Below are 20,377 nucleotides of genomic sequence, written 5' to 3' on the forward strand. Positions count from 1 at the left end.
CGAATTTTTTGTAAACTCTGCTCCACAACTATTGACTTTTCTTAGCTGGACTTTTGACAGCTTCGTCCGCAATAAAAAACATAGTTTTATTATACCATTTTTTTTGCTGTTTTGCAAGGTGCTTTTTTCATTTCGGTGTTTCGCTGTATTTCCACAATTTTTTTCGCCGCTTTTTCGATCAACTATGCTCTGTCGGAATGAAAACAACTGCCTTTCCATATGATAGAGTATATGATATTTTTTGATTTCATTAATGCAGACAGAACATTATGCACTATGAATGATGCATTCCAAGGAGGTTCACTATGTCTAGATTCACAGGATTTCTGCTTGCACTCTGTTTGCTGTTTTCCTGCTGCAGCTGTACAGCCAAAGCAGACCGTACATCACCGGAAAATGCGCTGTTCTGTGAAAATATTGCCGACCAGGTACAGAGCGTGGAACAGCTGCACGTTGCCAGTGGGACTACCTTACCGCCGGATAATAGCACCTCTTCCACTCGGCTGAACTATGACACACCCTATGCCATGTGGTTTGCCGTTATGGACTACGCAGATACCCTCAGTGGCAAGACTGAAGCGGAATTCCGTGAGATCATGCGCCAGCGGTTTCAGAATGCCGCAAATATGGGCATCAACACGGTTTATCTCCATGTGCGTGCTTATCAGGACGCCTATTACCGCTCCGAGCTGTTCCCCATGGGCAGATATGCTGATGCAAATATCAGTTATGACCCTCTGGAGATCATGCTGGAAGAAGCCCATGCGCTGCACCTGTCTGCCCATGCCTGGATCAATCCCATGCGAGGGCCCGGAGATGAAACCATGGCTGCCATGGATGACCACTACAAAGTCAAACAATGGTACAATGATCCCACGAAGAACGGCATATACCTGGTAAAGGTGGGGAACAATTGGTGGCTAAATCCAGCATATCCAGAAGTGCGTCAGTTCATTGCAGACGGAATAGAGGAGATCATTACCCAATACAATGTAGATGGTATTCACATGGATGATTATTTTTATCCTACCACAGAGGCCTCCTTTGATGCTGCGGCATTTGCAGAAAGCGGTGCGTCTGATCTGTCGGAATTCCGGTTAGAGCAGACCAATGCTATGGTAAAACAGCTATACGATACCGTAAAAACCGAAGATTCTGAACGAATCGTAAGCATCAGCCCCCAGGGAACCATGCACGGAAATTATGACAGCCAGTATGCGGACGTGCGTCGCTGGGCAAGTACGCCAGGGTATTGTGATGTGCTGATTCCGCAAGTATACTTTGGCTTTGAAAATGAAACAGCTCCTTTTGAAGAAACGGCAGCCCTTTGGGCAGAAACGGTCACTTGTGAGGATGTTTCTCTGGTGATCGGCATCGGTACACATAAGTTGGGAAAGGAGGATACATGGGCAGGCAGCGGCAGTGAGGAATGGCAAGGGCATCTGGATATTCCCCAGCGGCAGGTGGAATTGCTGTTACATATGGATAACGTGGATGGCATTGCAATCTATGATTATGATACCACATTCTGCCCGAAAACAGCTGTTGATGCAATGACACAGCAGGTTGAAGAAATCGGGAAAATGCTCCGGCACTAATCCGAGCGAAGCGAGACCTCTTTTTTCTTTTTCGCTTCCTTTTTCTTTTTTCAGCAAAAAGAAAAAGGAAGAATGCAGTTCAAAGCAAAGTGAAAGCATCTTCAAAGAGCACAAACGCTGCAAAAAATACCTTCCCATACAAGCAGCGTAACTCCAGAATTCCAACAAAAACCATACAGAAAACCCCAAACAGCGTCTGTGCGAACCCAGGCGAACAGCGAGCAAAGCGAGCGAATTTCGCCGAACGCTTCCGTCTAGGAAAATTTAGAAGCACATGGTATCTACCTATTGGTTACAGATTATTTTACAGCAAAAAAGTACTCGTCGAAAACGTTCCACCGGAACAGCGGCGATATTTGCTTTCACTTGACAAAAGGGCTTCTCCGTTTTCGGAGAAGCCCTTTCTGTTTCGCATCTATCTCTATTATTCTGCTGCGGCAACTGCCTGCTTCAATGCGTCCACCTTATCCCGGCGCTCCCATGCCACACCAAGATCCTCACGACCCATATGGCCATAAGCTGCCAATTTCCGGTATTGGGGCTTACGCAGATCCAGCATCTCAATAATACCGTCCGGTGTCAACTGGAACACCTGAGGAACTATCTTTGCCAATGTTTCCTCCGAAACTGTACCCGTTCCAAAAGTATCCACCCGTACAGAAACCGGATTTGCCACGCCAATGGCATACGCCAGCTGTACCTCACAGCGCTTTGCCATTCCGGCAGCCACAATATTTTTCGCAATATACCGAGCAGCATACGCACCAGAGCGATCCACTTTCGTTGGATCTTTGCCGCTGAATGCACCGCCGCCATGTCTGGCCATACCGCCATATGTGTCAACAATGATCTTTCGTCCGGTCAGACCACTGTCTCCCTGAGGGCCACCCACAACAAAACGTCCGGTAGGATTGATGAAATACTTTGTCTCCTTGTCCAGCAGTTCCTGGGGCAGCACTTCTGGAATAACATAGATCATCATATCCCGACGGATGGTCTCAATGCTGACATCCGGTGCGTGCTGGGTGGAAATTACCACAGTATCAATGCGCACTGGCTTGTCCCCGTCATATTCCACCGTCACCTGCGCCTTGCCGTCCGGTCGTAAATAACGCAAGGTATTGTCCTTGCGCAGTTCTGCCAGCTTCATGCACAGCTTGTGGGACAGCGAGATCCCCAGCGGCATCAGTTCCTTTGTCTCATCACAAGCATAACCGAACATCATCCCCTGATCGCCAGCGCCAGTTTCCTTAGTCTCACCGTCCCGGGTCTCAATGGCATCATTTACGCCCATAGCAATATCCGGAGACTGCTTATTCATTGCCAGCAGCACCGAACAGGTATAGCCGTCAAAGCCATATTTTGCACGGTCATAGCCGATATCCACAATAACATCCCGTGCGATCTGAGGAATGTCCACCTTTGCAGTCGTCGTGATCTCACCCATACACAGCACCATGCCGGTAGCTGTTGTGGTTTCGCACGCAACACGTGCCTTTGGATCCTGTGCCAGAATCGCATCCAGCACAGCGTCAGAGATCTGGTCACAGATTTTATCTGGATGTCCTTCTGTAACGGACTCAGATGTAAATAATGTTCTTACCATAATAATACTCCTTTCGGGTCTATCAAAAAAAGGCACCCGAATCGGGTGCCCGTGTTTTTTGTGCAAACCCCTCATCTCTCGGTTATACCGCAGGAATTAGCACCGTTTCTGGCAAAGTTGCCAATCGGTTGCCGGGCTTCACAGGACCTGTTCCTCCACCACTCTTGATAAGGTATGTGAAATTACCACAGAGCCAATGCTCTGCTTTCTATTATACTGTATCTCATTCCGCTTGTCAAGCATAATTTCGTCTTTTTTCGATAAAAGACAAAAACGCCGCAGCTTTATGAAAAGCTGCGGCGTTTTCACGCAAATATATCACGAGATCATACGGATCTCAGATCAATTATGCATTTACCTCAGGGAGAGACTTCACCAGGTGAACCAGGAACTTCAGCAGAGAAATTGCGTCATCCTGAGTAACTTCACCGTTCTGATCGTAGCAGTCAGCGTTCTTGTTTGCCTGTTCGTTGAATGTAACAGCGCCGGCAACCTTCTTGTTCAGCAGAACTGCGTCAGTGATATCTACACGACCATCCAGGTTGGTGTCGCCCAGCAGAACCTTGCTCGGGTCAACAGAACCAGCAGTACCGGAAGTAGTGGTAGTAGCATCGCTGTCAGAAGTAGCATCAGATGCCTTGGTAGAAGCGGTGGTAGTTGTTTCATCACCGTTTGTAGTAGTTGTTGCCTTTGTTGTCTGAGACTGACCATCACGCTGGATGTTCGGAGCCTCATCGTCGATGAAGGAAACAACCCAGCACAGCGGAGCGTTCCAGTTGATGGTAACTTCGTTTACAGACCAAGCCTCAACGTTATCCAGGTAGCACTTCATCGGAGCGATAGAACCGATCTTGAAGCCACGGCCCTGAACCATCGGGTCATTCATGTTGGAGTTCGGACCACCAGACAGAACACCATACGGTGCATACGGGAAGTCCTTGTCATTCAACTGACCAGACCACCATCTGTGGTGCGGATACTGTGTAGAATGCTCACCATAACCAGTTACATAGGACTGTTCGATCGGGTTGCGGCCCATCAGGTAGTCAAATGCAGTGGTTACGCCGTCGATGTACTTTACATCGCCTGTTGCATCATAAGCCAGAGCCATAGACATGGTGTTGTTGATAACCATGGAGTTAGACCCCCACTCATAACCGCCTTCCAGTTCCTTGGATTCCAGAGTACCTGTACCAGAAGCGGCATCATACTTCCAAACATCTGCATCATAGTTCATACCACGATACGGAGTTGCATATGCGGACTCAGACTGTACAGACAGGTAGTAGTCAGCTGCCTTGATAACTTCGGCCTTCAGAGTTTCAACTTCAGCAGAAGTCAGCAGACCCTTTTCCAGCATAGAAGCGGAATTTACATACAGAGACATAGAACCAACGCTGTTCAGAGTACCCCAAGTGAATACAGAGCATGTACCCTTGTTTTCACCGCCGACCAGAGTTGTGGAAATTTCCAGAGCCTTGCCGTTGTCTACGCCATAAGCGCCGGTACCATACTTCATCAGTTCGTCATAATATGTCTTGTCTTCTGTAGTGATGTACAGCTCGCAAGCTGCCCAGTAGAATTCGTCACTTACTTCGGTGTCACCATACGGACCGCCGCCCTTATTCTGATCCAGCGGAGCATAGTTCAGATCACCGGAAATGTTGCCGTTGCTGTTTGTTGTCCAATCAGTGAACGGCTTGTAGTTTGTCTTTGCTGCATCATAAGCCTTGATCGCAGCAGCTTCCAGAGTAGCTGCATAGCTGGAGTCGTACTGTTTAAACAGACGAGCGCCCTGTGCACAAGCAGCTGCAAAGTTCAGTGTTGCTGCATATGTTGTCGGCTTTACAATACGCATCGGTCTCTGTGCACCGTCTTCCTTACCGTCATCATCATACGGAGCAACAGCCAGACCTGTCCACTTGTAGTCGTGCATCTTGTGGTATACCATACCATCGCTGCGCTGCATCTTCAGGAAGAAGTCCAGCTCAACCTTGCACTCGTTCAGAATGTTCGGTGCGCCGGAAACAGATGTGTTCACACCATCGCTTGCAGGAATGTTTACGATATCAGTGCCTTCCCACTTATCTGCCTTGTTGACCATAACAGATCTCTCATACATGTTCATCAGTGTCCACAGAGAGATACCGCCGTTTACAACATACTTACCATAGTCACCGGCATCGTACCAACCACCGGTGCAGTCAAGGGATGAACCCTTAGCCGGGAGAGAAGTATACTGCATTACCCACTCGTCTACAAGATAAGCTGTATCCGGGTTGTGGCAATCCTTACGGCCCAGTGTCTTTCCGCTGCCTTGATCGGTCTGACCAGAAGGAATGTAAGCATCTTCAGTGGTAACACCAGAACGGTTCTGATAGTAGTAGTTAACCGCATAAGTCAGCATGCTTTCATCATGTACATGACCTGCGCCATACAGATTGGAATCAATATCGAAAGCGATAGACTCCTTGCCGTCTACAACAAGCTTATAGTTAGTGCCTTCTGTTGTGAAATCAGTAAAGTCAATGACCTGGTTCCAGTTCCAGCCGCCTTCATCATAGATGACTTCGCCGGAAGTGGTGCCCTCATAAACGGTTGCACCCTTTGCATCCTTGATCTCATAGCTGATCTGCTCAGAGGCAGGCTTGTTAGCCTTTGTGTGATCCGGGTCGTCTGCCAGAATCAGAGTAGCCTGCTTCTTTGCATTCGGATAGTAACCAATCTGGTTTACTTCGATACCCTTCGGTTCATACTCCGGTTGATTTCTCGGATAATCGGTATTATCATCCGTCAGATCCATGAGTGCCAGGTTATCAAACAGGATAACAGTACCCTTCGGGAAACATTCCTGCTGCGTGTACTGACCAGTACCGCCCATGTGGAATGTCCACTCACCTGTACCGGTAGAAGAGCCCTGTGCCTTGAACTCAAATGCAACTGTTGTCCACTGGTTTGCCGGAAGGGTTTCATTCTTCCATGCATCCCAGCCCTGACCATAGTCTACGTTCTCACCAGTTTTAGGAGCTGCCAAAAGCTTTGCTTCCAGATCTTCCTGAGAAATACCTTCCTCATAAGTCATGGTCAGCTTTTCGCCGTTGCCGTGCCAGGTTTCCTTGTTCGGATCTGCCATATCACCCAGCTTGGAGTACATACGGCCACTCTGCGACGGCTTAACAGAATAAGTCAAACGATAAGTATGACCGTCTTCAATTGTCAGGTTTCTGTGACGGAACTGGCAGTCCCAACGGTCTTCACCGCCGTTACCGGTACCGCCGGGATTTTCGATCAGGATTGCATAAATGCCATCAGTGATGTCAAACTTCATGACACCAGTAGCACTTTCGCAAATGTGCCAAGGCAATCCCTTGCCTTCATTGAAGGTACCTTCGCCCAGCTCTGCGCCTGCAAACACTGTCATAGACAGTGCAGTCAGACCAGTTGCGGTAGCAGAAACTGCCATAACCGCAGCAGAAGCCAAGGCGGCAACCTTCTTGCCGAGTTTTTTCTTCAGCATAAGTATCCTCCTTGAAAATTAGAGATTTTTGTGTTAGAACATGGGTACGCATGTTCCGCATACAACGATTCATTTTTCCGGGCACGCCGGACGCTATGCCACTGCTATATCGTTGCGAAAGCGCAATGATCCTTTCACAGAGCATATACTTCTCGTTTCATTTATTATAACACACCCACTTTTTCTTGTAAAGCGGATTCACAAAATTCAGTAAAATCTGCTAAACACTTTACATGTTTTTTGAGCAGTTTGACGAACTAGAATTTCCCTATTCTCAGAAATTTTACTATGGCGCAAAAAAATGGCACAAGAAATTACAAATTTCTTGTGCCATTTTTTCAAAAGATCAAGTCTTTTGTTATATTAGATCAGTCAGACGGGAGAGATTTTACCAAAGAAACCAGGAACTTCAGCAGTGTTACTGCATCGTTCACACCAACGCCATCGTCTGTGCAGACATTCGCATTTGCATACTGCTGACCGTTCAGCTTTACTGCGCCTGCAGCTGCCTTATTCAGCAGAACTGCATCTGTGACATCGACCTTGCCATCCAGGTTTACGTCACCGTAAATGGTAGCATCCGGGATTTCCGGCGGCTGCGAAGCAGTCGTACCAGGGTTTGGATTCTTTGTTGTAGTCGCTGTGGTCGTCTTAGAAGTTGAAGTTGTGGTTGTCTTGCTTGTGGTAGTAGTGGTTGTATTCACAGTAGACGCTGTTGTTTTATTGCCGGCAGCATCTGTATAAACGGTAATAGACTCAATGGTGAACTCTGTACAATCGATCCACCAGATGCCGAGCTTCAGCTCACCGCCGTATTCTCTCTGAATGATTGCGGATGTTGCAGAGTCAATTTCCCACACGAGAGAACCAGACTTGCTGTTAAAGGTCTGTTCCATATCATCTGTCTTCGTCCAATAATCCGGTTCTACCTTGGTAGACGAACCAAAAGCGCCCTGCCATTTGCCGATCTCGCCGCTCTTTGCCTTGATATTTACTTCAACCTTTGTAACATTTTCATTTGCAGGAATACCAAACTTTGCCCATTCCCAACCGATCATCTTGTCATCAATCGGCAGCTCGCTATAGTCAACAGACTGATTCAGATCCAGAGTATAGGTGCCATTGCTGGTGTTGGGCTGCTGTGTGGTCGTCGTACCCTGACCGGAAGTATTGGAGTGGAGTACGATCTTTGTGATATCCACATTGTCTGCACCCGGCCAGTATACGCTAAACTTTACAGTTTCGCCAACGTTGGACGGAATATTATAGTCCACACTGCACTCACCATTTGCGCCAACATTGACTTTGAAATCTTCCTGAAGCCATTCGCCTGCCCAGGTACCAAAAGATCCGCTTGCTTCTGTGTCGTCTGATTTTACAGTAAAGTAAGCTGTTGCAGACTTTGCGCCATTGGGAGCAAATTCGGCATACTTATAGATCTTATCATCAATGCCCTTTTCGGTGCCTGTTGTAATATTTGCGTTCGTATCACCGCCGTTGCCGTTGGTTGTAGTAGTTGTTGTTGTGTTACTGGGCTGCTTGCTTGTTGTAGTTGACTGCGTAGTAGTAATAGAACCGTTGTCCAGAACAATCTTGGTGATCTCAACGCTGTCAGCACCCGGCCAATATACGCTGAACTTCACAGTTGCACCAGCATCAGACGGAACATTATATGTTACACTGCACTGACCGCCGGAAACGCTGGTTTTGAAGTCTTCCTGAAGCCACTCAGAACCATTCCATGTGCCAAATGCACCGCTGGATTCTGTATCATTGGAATTTACAGTATAATATATTGTAGCAGTCTTTGCGCCATTGGGTGCAAATTCTGCGTACTTATACAGAGAACCGTCTGTTCCGATCTCTGTTCCAACGGTAAAGGATGCCTCAGAACCGCTAGGAGTGTTTCCGTTTGTTGTGGTTGTCGTTGTGGTTTCAGTCTTTTTCGTGGTAGAGGTTGTGGTTGTTGTGTCTGTCTTTCCGGTTGTTGTCGGAGTGGTTACAATCGTACCACCCTTTGTACCTTCAACAGAAGCGTCTACAGAACCAGTCTTATATACTTCATACAAGCCAGCAGCTGCGCCAACCAGTCCGGCATTATAGTCCAATGTAACCTCATTGCACTGATAATCCTGAATGGTATCCTTATAAGTGAAACTGGAATCAGTAGGACCGCCCACCAGAGCACCTACCAAGGTGTGACCATCGCTGCTATAACCGGTCTGACCTGTCATTTGATCGTTGCTGTCATAACCAGAAGCTGCTCTGTGGTGTGCATACTTTGCAGAGTTGCTGTCAAAACCAACCACAAAATTGGTGTTGATGGAGTTGTTTCCCAGAATCATCGCCATCTGTGCCTTGCACCAACTGTTGTAATTCATAGAAGAAGCGTGCTTGGACGCAATCAGTGCACACAGCTGTACTGCGGTGTTATAGCGGCAGCTGCCCCATGCGTCTTCGCAGTAGTAGGTGGTCTCGCTGGAGCACTTCTGATTCAGATAAGTACTTACCTTCGCCCAGTCAGTAGAAGAATTGGTGATCTCTGCCTGGAGAATACCAGCGCCCAGGCTGACATTATTCCAGCTCAGAGGAGAGTAAATACCCCACTTACATCCAGACTGACCGGACTTGCCCTGGTTCGATGCTTCCATAAAGGTATTCAGGAATGTCTTATAGGTGCTGTCATTGGTTGCCAAATACAACCAGCCAGCAGCCCATGCCTGATCGTCATAATAGTCGTAAGAATTGTAAAATGCAGTAGTACCTTCATCCGCAGTAGAATTGTACTTGATGGAGAATTCATACAGTGCCTTCGCATAGGTCAGATCCTCTGCATTGCCGAAGTTAATATAGTTTACAGCCAGTGCTGCCGCATATTCTGCTGCAATATCGCTGGCGCTGTTTGTTGTTGTATACACCTGACGGCTGGAGGCGTCCTGTACTTCCGGCGCACACCATACAGCATGATCCTGATCACCATTACCGACCTGATAGATGAAGCTGGTTACCGTACCACCGGACAGGGTGGTGCAGTCCTTAAAATACTTTGCGAAATAATCTGTAATGGTCTTGAGGTGTGCTGTCTGTCCCAGGCTGTCATAGCTGTCCTTGAATTCATAGTAACCCCAGCCCAGTGTAGAAGCTGTGTAACCAGCCGGGAGACCGAACTTTACGTGGTCACCTGCGTCATGGAAACCGCCGGTCACTGCATCGCTGGTATGACAATCATCACGCCATTCCATCTGACCAGTTTCTCCTACCTGGTCACCGCACATGTTTGCATCATAAAAATACATGGAATACTGCAGCAGCTTTGCATAGTTATCATAAGATGCAGCAGACGCCGTCAATCCTGTGGTCTGTGTCAAAGCAGACAATGCAGTGGTTCCAGTCAGTAATGTCGCAGCACTGACAACACACGCCAGCGTACGCTTACCGAGCCCCAATTTTTTCATAAGAAAACTCCTTTCAATGTTCCCGGCGACTCTCATCCTGCGCCACCTAAAAATGTGCTTGGGGATTGTTTCACAAATACATGGATTTTTCGAACAAGCCCAATTTGCCCGACATATATTTTATCATATATTCCAAAAAAAATCAACAGTTTTTTCCTTTCCAGACGCATTTCTATGAATTATCACTAAAGTGCCGGCTCTGTTTTTAGCCATATTGTCAATAATCTGTCCCCATTTCAGGCTTTTTTTTAGAAGCGAGCCTTGTTTCCACAGTTTTTTGCAGGATTTCCTGAAGCTGCCGCCAATCCGGGAGTTCAGCTTCAATGAACTGATAGAATTGTCTGGAATGGTTCGGATAGAGAAAATGGGTAAACTCGTGGATCACCACATATTCTATACAGCGCACCGGCGCAGCAAGAAGCCGGGTATTAAAAGTCAGCACGCCGCGCTTAGGACGGCAGTTCCCCCACTGGGCGACCATGGCACGAAAACGGATCTCCGGAAACTGTACCTCATGTGCAGCAAAGACAGGATACACTGCCCGGCAAAGATTGCGCACCGCCTTTTCACAAGAGCTGTTCCACCAGGCATCGAACACCTTTTTCCGATGTTTCTCGTCAGACGGATCCCGAACAAGCAGAAGCAGCTTGTCTCCCTGGAGCTGTACACAATCCCGTGTGCCCCGTACCACTTCCAGAACATAAATTTTCCCCAGATAGAGCACCGTTTCTCCAGTGATGTAAGTATCAGGATATTGCTGAGCGCTGTCCTTTTCGGCACGAGTAAACTGATGCAGAACAGTCAGGATCCGTTTTTCATGCTGCCGTAGGATTTCCTCGATCTCCTCCAGCGGCACATGATACGGTGCTGACACCACCAGACCAGTGCCCGAACGCACCCGCATATTGATATTCTTAACCTTTTTGCGTTCCAATGTATAGGAAATCATCTCACTGCCGAGAATCAAACTACGGTGTTCTGTCTGCTGCGGCATGTACTCACCTCTTTGCTTTTTTGAAATCAGATCATATAAATATGAAATATGCGTCCCATCGGCACAATTTTACATCTACTGCATTAAAAATTCTTGCCAGGCGAAGGCTTTCCACAAATTTTTACCTTGTATTCGTAGAAATTCTGCTCGAAAATCTGCACACATATTCTATTTAAACAAGTTTTAACCGAACAACCGATGCTGCATAAACTTTCCTAGCAGCACACCGCAAAGGCAACCTATCACACTCAGCACTACATACAGACTCCCCAACAGCCACTGCTTTTCCTGGAACAAAGTCATTGCTTCCAGCGAAAAGGTAGAAAATGTCGTGAAACCGCCGCAGACGCCAGTCTTCCAGAACAACGTGCTCTTCTGGGACAGCTGCTGTGCCGATGCTGCTTCTGCAATCAGACCGATGGCAATTGCACCCAGAAAATTGATCACCAGAGTCAGAACCGGGAATGTACTGCGTACGGGAATCAATCCGATGGCATAGCGCAGCATTGCACCCAGCGCACCGCCGCATCCCACAAGCATAAGGGAAAACATGGATTCCATCACCTCGATATTATATCAGAAATTTACCGCAATACATAATTACATAATTGCATTTTGTCCAGTATAACACATTCCCCTACAAAATACAAGCAAAAACCGCACACGATCTCTCATGTGCGGTTCTATCATATCAATCAAAGGGGATTTCTGGAGAACCGTTTCAAAAACGGAATGCAGATACCACCGAAAGCATTTCCCGCAATAACCATGGGGAAATACAGCAATGCACGAATCGGATCAGGGCAGCCTGCCAGAAAATAATAGAATATATCTGCCACACAGTGATTGAACCCAGCCAGAATAAACACCATAATTGGCATGACCACTACAAATAGTCCGGCAACATGGTTCTTCTTTTCTGTACAGTGACGACAGCCTTCCACGGCAGAAAACATCATAATACCGCAGAAAAAAGCCAATACAAAAGAACTAAGAGGGCTGTCCCAGAGTTTTCCTTCCATGGAAGTCTGTGCACGATCCATCAGCGACACATCCATACCATTCACAGAAACATCCCGTGCAAACCGTGTAAGATGCACTAATCCAGCTGTCAGACCTGCACCTACAGCATTCGCCAGCAAGGTAAAAAAAGTCTCTCCCAGATAGGCACGATCCCGATCCAGGATATATCCTACCTTTCCGGTGTACAATCCATATTGAAAATGGATGATACAGAACAATCCCAAAGAGAAGAGGAATGCGCCGATATAGCGGTTTTCACAAGACAAACTCACAATGCCGCCGATGCCGATCATAAGACCGGACAGCAAGCCATCCACAAAAAAAGAGAGCCATTTATTCTTCTTTTTTTCCATACAAGTTTCCTACGCTTTCTTGAAATTTCAAGCAAAATAAGGTTCCGGATCTGCGCCGTTCACAGCGATCACATCCAAAGGCTCCTGTAGATCCGGCAGCAAAAAACCGCCTTCAATACAAGCCGAGCTGCAAAATGCAAACATAGACGGATAGGTATCCTCGTCCAGGTAGAATGGCTCTCTTGCATTATCCGGGTTTACGCCCACACGATATAACACTTCTGCATAATGGAACAGGACCTCCAGATGTTCCGAACGATGTCTGCGCATAAGGCCGGTGACTTCCGACGCCGGAACATGCACACTTTTCCAATCAAATATAAGATCAGGCTGCATTTTTAAACTCCTTTCCATCCGTCTGCTGTCAAATCCAGAGGACGGGTTGACACAAAAACAGCACACCCCACAACAGGCTGTGCTGTCCATATATTCTCGTTATTCTGCTTCGCCCAGCTTTGTGCCGCAGTTTCCACAGAAGCCAAAGGTATACTTCTCATCAAACCGTGCGCCGCACTGACCGCAGATGCGGATGCCTTTCAGCTGGCTCAAATCGCCCTGCATGCTGGCGATCCGACGCTTTCTGTCATCAATATCTGCACAGAGTTCCAACTCTGCCTTATGATCACCGTTGGGATTCTCATAAAACAGTCTGCCGATCTCAGTCATTACTTCCTGAATGCGTTCTTTCTCATAAGCGATCTTCTTCTTCAGATTGCTGGTTTCAGCGGCACTCTTAGAAGATTCCGTTACGCTGCGGCTGACTTGATTTACCTTGTCAAAAAGTCCCATGGTTCTATCTCCTGTTCTCCGGAACGCTTTCTACAATTCCGGCTATAATATCGTTACTTAAATTATACATGATTGACAAGTTTTTGTCAAGGGTATTTTCTGTCAAAATTATTGAAAGCGTGTTTCTGTCAAAATTATTGAAAGCGTTTACTTCTCCACCGGCTCAAACCGGATTCGGATCTTCGGCAGTTCATCCAGTACCGTATCGCAGTGGAACAAACCATCCTCTACAGACAGATCATTTTCACCAGTTGCCGGCGGTGCAAAAATTTTCAATGTCATATCCGCAGCCCCCTGCAGCGGCTTTTCAAAAAATGCACCCATGAGATCTACGGTCTTCGTGCCCGGTGCCTTGTAGAACCACTTGCCGTTCAGTTCCAGCATCAAGTTGCTTTCTTCTTCAAAAGTCACCTCACAGAAGGTAGGGTTCTTCTCGAAATGCAGCGGGATCGCCAGACCCTCGGCATCCTCAGAATTGCTCCAGCGCAGAGTAACAGGCAATTTTACCTCCCCATCCTGTCTGGTGATCTCCGGCTTGAACCAGTCACGCTGGATGATCTCTTTATAAGCATCCAGAACCGGCTGTGCAATGCCTACATCCGGGTTATTGGGATCTTCGATCTCCAGACCCAGACGTCCGCGGTCACGGAATTGATAGAATGTAAATGCGCTGAACCAGTCTGCCTGTTCTGCCTCCAGTCTGTCGCAGAACTCCCGTACCATATCTGCCTGTTCATAAGGCCCGGTCACATCGCCGTCAGCATTGAATTCCGCCATAGTCATAGGCTTTGCAGCGCCGCCGTTCAGATAGCGGAACCGTTCAAAACTGCGCTTTGTCTTTTCATAAGTATCGGCAACAGTACCCCGGCTGTGGGTATTGCCACCGTGCTCTGCCACATCATAGGGCCAGCCCCAGTGGAGTGCCATATATTTGTCTACTGACCAGATATCTGCTGCCGGAATGGTTTGTGCAAACTCCGCTTCCTTTTCCATCTCTTCCTTGGAAAGATCTTCGATACCGCCGATACAGGTAATGGTCTGAACATTGGGTGCATGTTCCTTGATGATCCGGCTGGCACGGACAAAGAAGTCCGCTACCTCCTGATAGGTACAGCGCTTATTGAATGAGAACCAGTTACCCGTTGCCTCATGGTTGATGCGCAGGAACACCCGTCCAAAAGGACGCAGATCCTCGCCGATGGCTGCCAGATGTTCGTCAGAAACATGGGGATCAATGGTCAGCGTCAAGCTGACATCCTGTCCATGCTGACGAATCTCACGCATATAATTGAATGGCTCGCCTTCGGTATTGCCGCCGAGACCACCCTTATAGGTGAAATAGTCGTCATAGGGAAAATCCCAGGCAAAGCTGACATCCGGGCTGGCATGTACCACGCTGGCTCTTCCCGGCCATCCCTCATCCAGAGGATAGTAGCAGTACATCAGGCTGATGCTGCGGTGCGGGCGTCCCATTTTCGCCAGGATATAGTCCTGATTCACATATTCGCCGCGTTCGCTGCCATCTCCCAGATCCACAGCACATTTTGCCTTTCCCATATGAATACGGTAAATCTCCATAAAATCATTCTCCTTTATTGAAAGCAGTACTGCACAATGTACAGTACTGCCTGGAATCATTTTCAGTAATATTATTATAAAGGAAGATCGTGATCATGTCAAGAGAAAATACGACAAATCTTACAGGTTTTTGCCGAGTGAAAACCAACGGCTGAAAAAGGCCGGGGCAACATTTGATTTTCAACTCACCGCAGCTGATTCACAAGCTCTCGGAATTCTTCTTTATAAGCATCCCCTTGCAGATCCAACTGTGCCAGTGTATCCGTCACATCCTCCAACGTTGCATCACCCCGATAGGAACTGTTCCGTACCACCATTCCAAACTCTGCCACACATGCTGCAAACCGGAAATCATGACCCGGATCTGTAGTATATGCCTGCTGCGTCACCGGATATTCCAGCAGTTTGCTTGTATCGCCGCCAGGTTCTTTATACCGCACGCCCAATGTCAGCCACGGCATATCATTGCCTTCTGCCAGAGCCTGCTGTGTCAGTGCCACCTCATACATTGCCGTCACCGTATGCCCTGCACCGATCTCTCCGGCATCCTTGGTATCGTCCTCGAAATCCTCCTGAGAAAGCATCCGGTTCTCATAGCCGATGAGCCGGTATTCCGCCACCTGGGATGGTTCAAAGGTCACTTGCAGCTTCACATCCTCTGCCACAGTCACCATGCTTGCCCCCAGTTCCTCCACCAGAACCTTCCGTGCTTCTGTCACACTGTCAATATAGGCATATACGCCGTTTCCGTCGTCAGCCAGTGTCTCCAATTTGTTGTCCTGCAAATTGCCCGTGCCAAAGCCCAAGGTAGTCAAATAAATGCCGGACGCTTTCTTTTCGGAGATCAGCTCTGACAGTGCCTCCTCCGAAGTCACGCCTACATTCAGATCGCCGTCCGTAGCGAGAATTACCCGGTTGTTTCCGCCGTCAATGAAATATTTCTCCGCCAGTGCATATGCTGTTTCAATGCCGGCGCTGCCGTTGGTACTGCCGGACGCCTCCAAGTCACTGAGCATAGCGGAGATCGTCGCCTTCTGATCGCCGGGACATCCCTCCAGTAAGACCGCATCTGTTCCGGCATAAGTCACGATAGATACACGATCTTTTTTCGTGAGATTGTCCGACAGCATCGTAAATGCCTGCTGTAACAGCGGCAGCTTGTTGTCATCCTGCATAGATCCGGACACATCCAGCAAAAATACCAGATTACTGGAAGCCGCTTCGGAAAAGTCGATCTCCTCGCTTTTCAGCCCGATGGTCACCAACTGATGCTCCTGATTCCACGGACAATCTCCGGCAGTCACGGTCACCCCGAAAGGCGCATCATTCTCCGGCAGATTGTAATCATAGGAAAAATAATTCAGCAATTCCTCAATACGCACAGCATCTGTTGGAATATCCGACATGGAATAGCCCCACTGGATCATCCGCCGGAGATTGCTGTAGGATGCGGTGTCCACATCTGCTGAGAAAGTAGACACCGGCGATTCTGCCGTGGACTGAAATGGATTTTCCTGAATTTCGCTGTAACCCTCCCCGGAAACAGAGGGCGCTTCAACAACGGTATCATAAGCTGCCTCCCCCTCCCAGTTTTCATTGTATGTAAAATTATCATCACTCTTCACTCGCATCATGCCAGAATCACTGCCGCAGCCGGACAGCAGCAATGCAGGAATACAGAAAATCACTGCCCATTTCATCTTTTTTTGCATAACACACATTCCTTTCATCCGAACGTTATTTTTCGACATTTCTATTATAACAAATATCCATAAGAATGTCAACATTTAATTCAAAAAATAATTTCTATGTTTACACCACATTTGAAAAGAGTCACACATATCCATACAAAAAAGCCGCCCGGCACACTGAAAAAATCCAGGCTCCGAGCAGCTTACTGTTATGCTATTATTGTGCCGAGGCATCCTTTTCTGCACGCTTCAGCCAGACATTCGCCAGATCAATCGCTTCATACAGATTCGGACGATCGGAAGTCTTTACGATCGCTTTCACCGGATTCGGCTCTTTTGTGGACATCTGATAGACCTTGATCTTATCTGCGATCTTCAATCCGCCGTCAGTTTCCTGCTGATGTGCGATTTGCATCATCACCACATATGGTTCAGACATGTAACCGTAATAGATTTGGTTTCCATTTCGTACCAAAGGGTAACCCCGATACATAAAAAATTCCTGATTCATCGATGTTCCTTTCTCCGGCAGTATCTGCAAAATGATGCACATAGTTCTATGCGCACAGTGTTTTGCCGATACTTAACTCCAGTTGGTTGTAAATTCTTCGTCTGTGTCGTAAATTTCCATATTACTGTGCAGTGTATCCAGATAAGACTTACGGCAAGTATACGCCGATGCACCATCTACGGTGATCAGGCAGGTGAAATCGTCAATGGCATAGAATGCCAGATCTCGTGTGAATTTGCCGTCCTGTGTTTTAATCTTGATCTCAGCAAGGGGATTTCCTTCCGGCGTTCCGTTCAGTTCCACAGTTTCCGCTGTTGTGTTCAGCAAGAAGGAATAAAACTGGCGATACCGCTCAGGATCTGCGCTTTCGCCGTTCAGCTTCACTACAGCGTCATCTTTGCCCGTAGCTGTCACATCAAAAGTATATTCCAGATCATTCACTCGCACATCTAGCGAACCGACATCCCATACATAGGTACCGATCACAAGCTTCGAGGCAATGTCTGTCGGGGCTACCGTTGCCCAGACCATATTCTCCTCTGTCACCTGATAAATGACATCGACACCTTCCAGATATACATAGTAATACGCCGTCTGATCTCCTGTTTCTTCGTCTGTTTCTGTGAAGCGTTCGCCGAATTTCAGCACATAGGTATTCCCGTCGTCACAAGCCATGGCCGCAGTACCAAAGGGGGCGGTCAGACCGGCTTCTTCCAGATCCGATTCCGTGGGATGAGGAATCACCGCTTTCTCTGCGGTCAGTCCGAACATCCCCGTGACCACCGGTGTAGAACGGTCTACACTCAGATATGCCGGCACCGGCGAAACCATCTCATGGCTTGCCACAGTGCCGCCCATGCTGTCCTCGTCTACAGAGGTCTCATCATAATCCAGCTCCAGCACATAGTCTATGTCCTTTCGCTCCACGGTCAAGGAATTGACAATGGGATAGTCCTCCTCTGCCGGTTCTTCCAGTATGGTTTTAGAGAGGAAATCCATTGCAGATTTGCTGAAATTCGCCACCAGCGATGTCTTTACAGTATAGACCGTATCCTCATCTGCTGGTGCAAAATAGGTGTTTTCCGTACCGGAAACTGCATTTCCCACGCGAAAAGAGTAGCTGCTGCCATCCTCAAAGTGCAGCGTCACAGCCACAGCTGTTTCATCATCCAGTCCGAACTTTGCCAGATCGGCACAATTTTCCTCCACCAAATCGGTGGTATTCATAGAAGCGGTATTGTTCGGCAGCGTCCAGAGCGTGGAGGTTTCCATAGGAAGATCTTCCCACCCTGCAATGGCGAAAACGGCATTGTCAGTGCCATTGCCTTCTGCCGTGCGCACAACTTCAAAGTTACCCGAAGCATTCGTCACGTCAATAGAAGTGACATCATTGGGTTCCTGTTCCGTCAGTGTCACCGATACAGCACTGCTTTCCTCTGCGGAATTTCCTGAAGAAGGTTCCTCCGGCTGACTTTTCAGCAGCAGAAATGCAGCAGTGCCCAAGGCAGCAACAAGTACTACACCGCCAACAATTCCCAGCATCTTTTTACGCATCCAAAATCATCCTTTCCAGGTCAGCGCCAACGTCTGCGGACTGCCACGATGACACCGATCACAACAACAGCCAGCGGGATCAGAAAGACAACCAGTGTACGAATGGTCTTGAGCTGTGTCTCTGTGGCAGAGATAGAAGTCTGACTCAGATCCTTTGCGGCAATGACAATACTGTCTTCCTTGCCGCAGATGGAATTCAGCAGACCAACGAAGTATTCCGCATTGTTGTATGCAGAATCCTGTACCAGGTTATAATCCAACAGCGACATAGAACCGAGCACGATCACATCACTTTCAATAAACTCGCTGCCAGTGGACTGCTGGTCACGGCACAGTGCCATGACAGTATTTTCACTTCGTTCTGCTGCGCTTACGTTGAAGGAAGTCGTTGTCTCCGCCGCTTCGGTTTCTGCCTCTGCTGCATCCTCAGTGGTTTCTTCTGGCACATCGTCTGCGGACGCTGTATCACCACTGGCATCCGAAAGAGGATAACGATAAGACGTATTGGATGTAGTCAGAAGTGAGGTAACTGTACGTCCGTTATTCGCTGTCAGTGCATCAATAGGACGTGTCAGCGGTGCTACTACCGGCAGGCTGGTATTGTTCAGATTGCCGTCGTAGCCCTTGTCATCCTCATCTGCATTGACATATGCAATGGGTACCTTGCCTTTGCCGGACAGAGTAGAAACCGTCTGGCTGCTGCTGTCCTCATCTCTTACAACACTACGGTCGATCTGTACGTTCCACTCCTTGAGAAATGCATCCAGATTGGGAGTAGAGGACTGAGTATAATCTGCAATGTAGATCAGCTGTTTTCCCAGGTTGCCGTCATTGTACAGAAAATCCTTGATCTTCGCAATGGCATCTGTAGTCAGATCCTGTGCTGGTGCCGGAAGCAGCAAAATGTCATACTGTTCCGTATCCAAAGTATCTGTCACAATGTCCAGTTCTGTCACGTCATAGCCGTTGCTATCCAGAAGGCTCTGTGCTGCACTGACAGCATAATAATTCGCCTGTGTCTGGCTGTAGATCAATTCCCCGTTGGACTGTGCGATCACGCCCACTGCCTTGGGATTGGAATCCGTTACATTCATAATGGCAGAGGTCAGAGTCTGCTCACCCTTAAAGCCAGTGATGCAGTCTGTCAGCGAAGCCATGCCATACTGATAATACTGATAGGTCTGCTGATCCAATTCGAACATATCCGAGAAGCAGTCATAGACCTTGATTCGTTTTCCGCTTGTCACAATGATCTTTCCGGAGCTGATGGTACCGCCGTACAGTTCCTGATATTGTGCCAGAATATCCGGATCTTTTGTGGTATCGAAATAGGTCACAGAAATATGATCGGAATAGCCCTGATATTTGGAGATGGTCTCAGAGATCATCTTGTAGTACTTATCGGTCTGGAAAGTACTCTCGTCAGAAGAGACGGCGATCTCCACATCCTGATCCAGATCGCGGATATAGTCCAGCGTTTCATCGCTGATCTCATAGACATTGGAGGTAGTAAGATCCAGTACAGCATTGGGAAAACGGTTGCCGATCAAGGAAACGATCACGTTCACCAATATGACAACTACCACGAAGATCGCTGTCACAGCTGTTGCAAGACCGCCGTATTTCAGCTTCTTCCGCCGTTTGAGCTTGTTCTGCCGTTTTTCCTCTGACATAGGCGCTGCCGCCTTTTTTTCCTGATTTTTCATGG

General features: G+C 47.8%; 14 protein-coding genes and 1 riboswitch. Of the genes, 1 reads left to right on the plus strand and 13 read right to left on the minus strand.

The features are described from left to right. Positions 1-305 precede the first annotated feature (305 nt). Positions 306-1,598 carry a family 10 glycosylhydrolase gene (locus tag QZ375_RS07280; RefSeq protein WP_295217425.1) on the plus strand — a complete coding sequence of 431 codons (1,293 nt, stop codon included), beginning with the start codon at positions 306-308 and terminating at the stop codon, positions 1,596-1,598. A 424-nt stretch (positions 1,599-2,022) separates the two neighbouring features. On the opposite strand, the gene metK is transcribed toward QZ375_RS07280, so the two are convergent. From metK to QZ375_RS07345, 13 genes are all read right to left on the minus strand, one after another. Beyond that, positions 2,023-3,204: a methionine adenosyltransferase gene (metK, locus tag QZ375_RS07285; RefSeq protein ID WP_295217427.1), complete on the minus strand. Its 1,182-nt coding sequence runs from the start codon at positions 3,202-3,204 to the stop codon at positions 2,023-2,025. Positions 3,205-3,272: 68 nt separating this feature from the next. Continuing rightward, positions 3,273-3,378: riboswitch (SAM riboswitch) on the minus strand. A 172-nt stretch (positions 3,379-3,550) separates the two neighbouring features. After that, positions 3,551-6,721, minus strand: coding sequence for a glycoside hydrolase family 9 protein (locus QZ375_RS07290; RefSeq protein WP_295217429.1), 3,171 nt, complete (start codon positions 6,719-6,721; stop codon positions 3,551-3,553). A gap of 368 nt (positions 6,722-7,089) precedes the next feature. After that, positions 7,090-10,176, minus strand: coding sequence for a glycoside hydrolase family 9 protein (locus QZ375_RS07295; RefSeq protein ID WP_295217431.1), 3,087 nt, complete (start codon positions 10,174-10,176; stop codon positions 7,090-7,092). Between the two features lie 217 nt (positions 10,177-10,393). Further along, positions 10,394-11,170, minus strand: coding sequence for a SprT family zinc-dependent metalloprotease (locus QZ375_RS07300; protein WP_295217433.1), 777 nt, complete (start codon positions 11,168-11,170; stop codon positions 10,394-10,396). Positions 11,171-11,353: 183 nt separating this feature from the next. Then, a complete protein-coding gene (gene crcB / locus QZ375_RS07305; protein ID WP_295217435.1) occupies positions 11,354-11,722 on the minus strand; it encodes a fluoride efflux transporter CrcB in 369 nt (122 codons plus the stop codon). A 143-nt stretch (positions 11,723-11,865) separates the two neighbouring features. Next, the gene (locus QZ375_RS07310; RefSeq protein ID WP_295217437.1) at positions 11,866-12,546 is read right to left on the minus strand and encodes a formate/nitrite transporter family protein; all 681 of its coding nucleotides are present in this window, start codon (positions 12,544-12,546) and stop codon (positions 11,866-11,868) included. Between the two features lie 27 nt (positions 12,547-12,573). After that, positions 12,574-12,882 carry a hypothetical protein gene (locus QZ375_RS07315; protein WP_295217439.1) on the minus strand — a complete coding sequence of 103 codons (309 nt, stop codon included), beginning with the start codon at positions 12,880-12,882 and terminating at the stop codon, positions 12,574-12,576. Between the two features lie 99 nt (positions 12,883-12,981). Further along, complete coding sequence (locus tag QZ375_RS07320) at positions 12,982-13,335, minus strand: zinc ribbon domain-containing protein (protein WP_295217441.1); 354 nt, start codon at positions 13,333-13,335, stop codon at positions 12,982-12,984. A gap of 147 nt (positions 13,336-13,482) precedes the next feature. Continuing rightward, on the minus strand, positions 13,483-14,913 hold the full coding sequence (locus tag QZ375_RS07325; protein WP_295217443.1) for a hypothetical protein: 1,431 nt from the start codon (positions 14,911-14,913) through the stop codon (positions 13,483-13,485). 185 nt (positions 14,914-15,098) lie between these two features. Then, on the minus strand, positions 15,099-16,625 hold the full coding sequence (locus QZ375_RS07330; RefSeq protein ID WP_295217445.1) for a von Willebrand factor type A domain-containing protein: 1,527 nt from the start codon (positions 16,623-16,625) through the stop codon (positions 15,099-15,101). 196 nt (positions 16,626-16,821) lie between these two features. Further along, entirely contained in the window at positions 16,822-17,115 is a 294-nt protein-coding gene (locus QZ375_RS07335; protein ID WP_295217448.1) for a hypothetical protein, read from the minus strand. Between the two features lie 72 nt (positions 17,116-17,187). Beyond that, positions 17,188-18,669: a DUF4340 domain-containing protein gene (locus QZ375_RS07340; RefSeq protein WP_295217450.1), complete on the minus strand. Its 1,482-nt coding sequence runs from the start codon at positions 18,667-18,669 to the stop codon at positions 17,188-17,190. A 20-nt stretch (positions 18,670-18,689) separates the two neighbouring features. Then, on the minus strand, positions 18,690-20,375 hold the full coding sequence (locus QZ375_RS07345; RefSeq protein WP_295217452.1) for a GldG family protein: 1,686 nt from the start codon (positions 20,373-20,375) through the stop codon (positions 18,690-18,692). Between the last annotated feature and the right edge of the window lie 2 nt (positions 20,376-20,377).

Origin of the sequence: Ruminococcus sp. (assembly GCF_019417665.1) — a bacterium.
Classification (GTDB): Bacteria; Bacillota; Clostridia; order Oscillospirales; family Ruminococcaceae; genus Ruminococcus_C.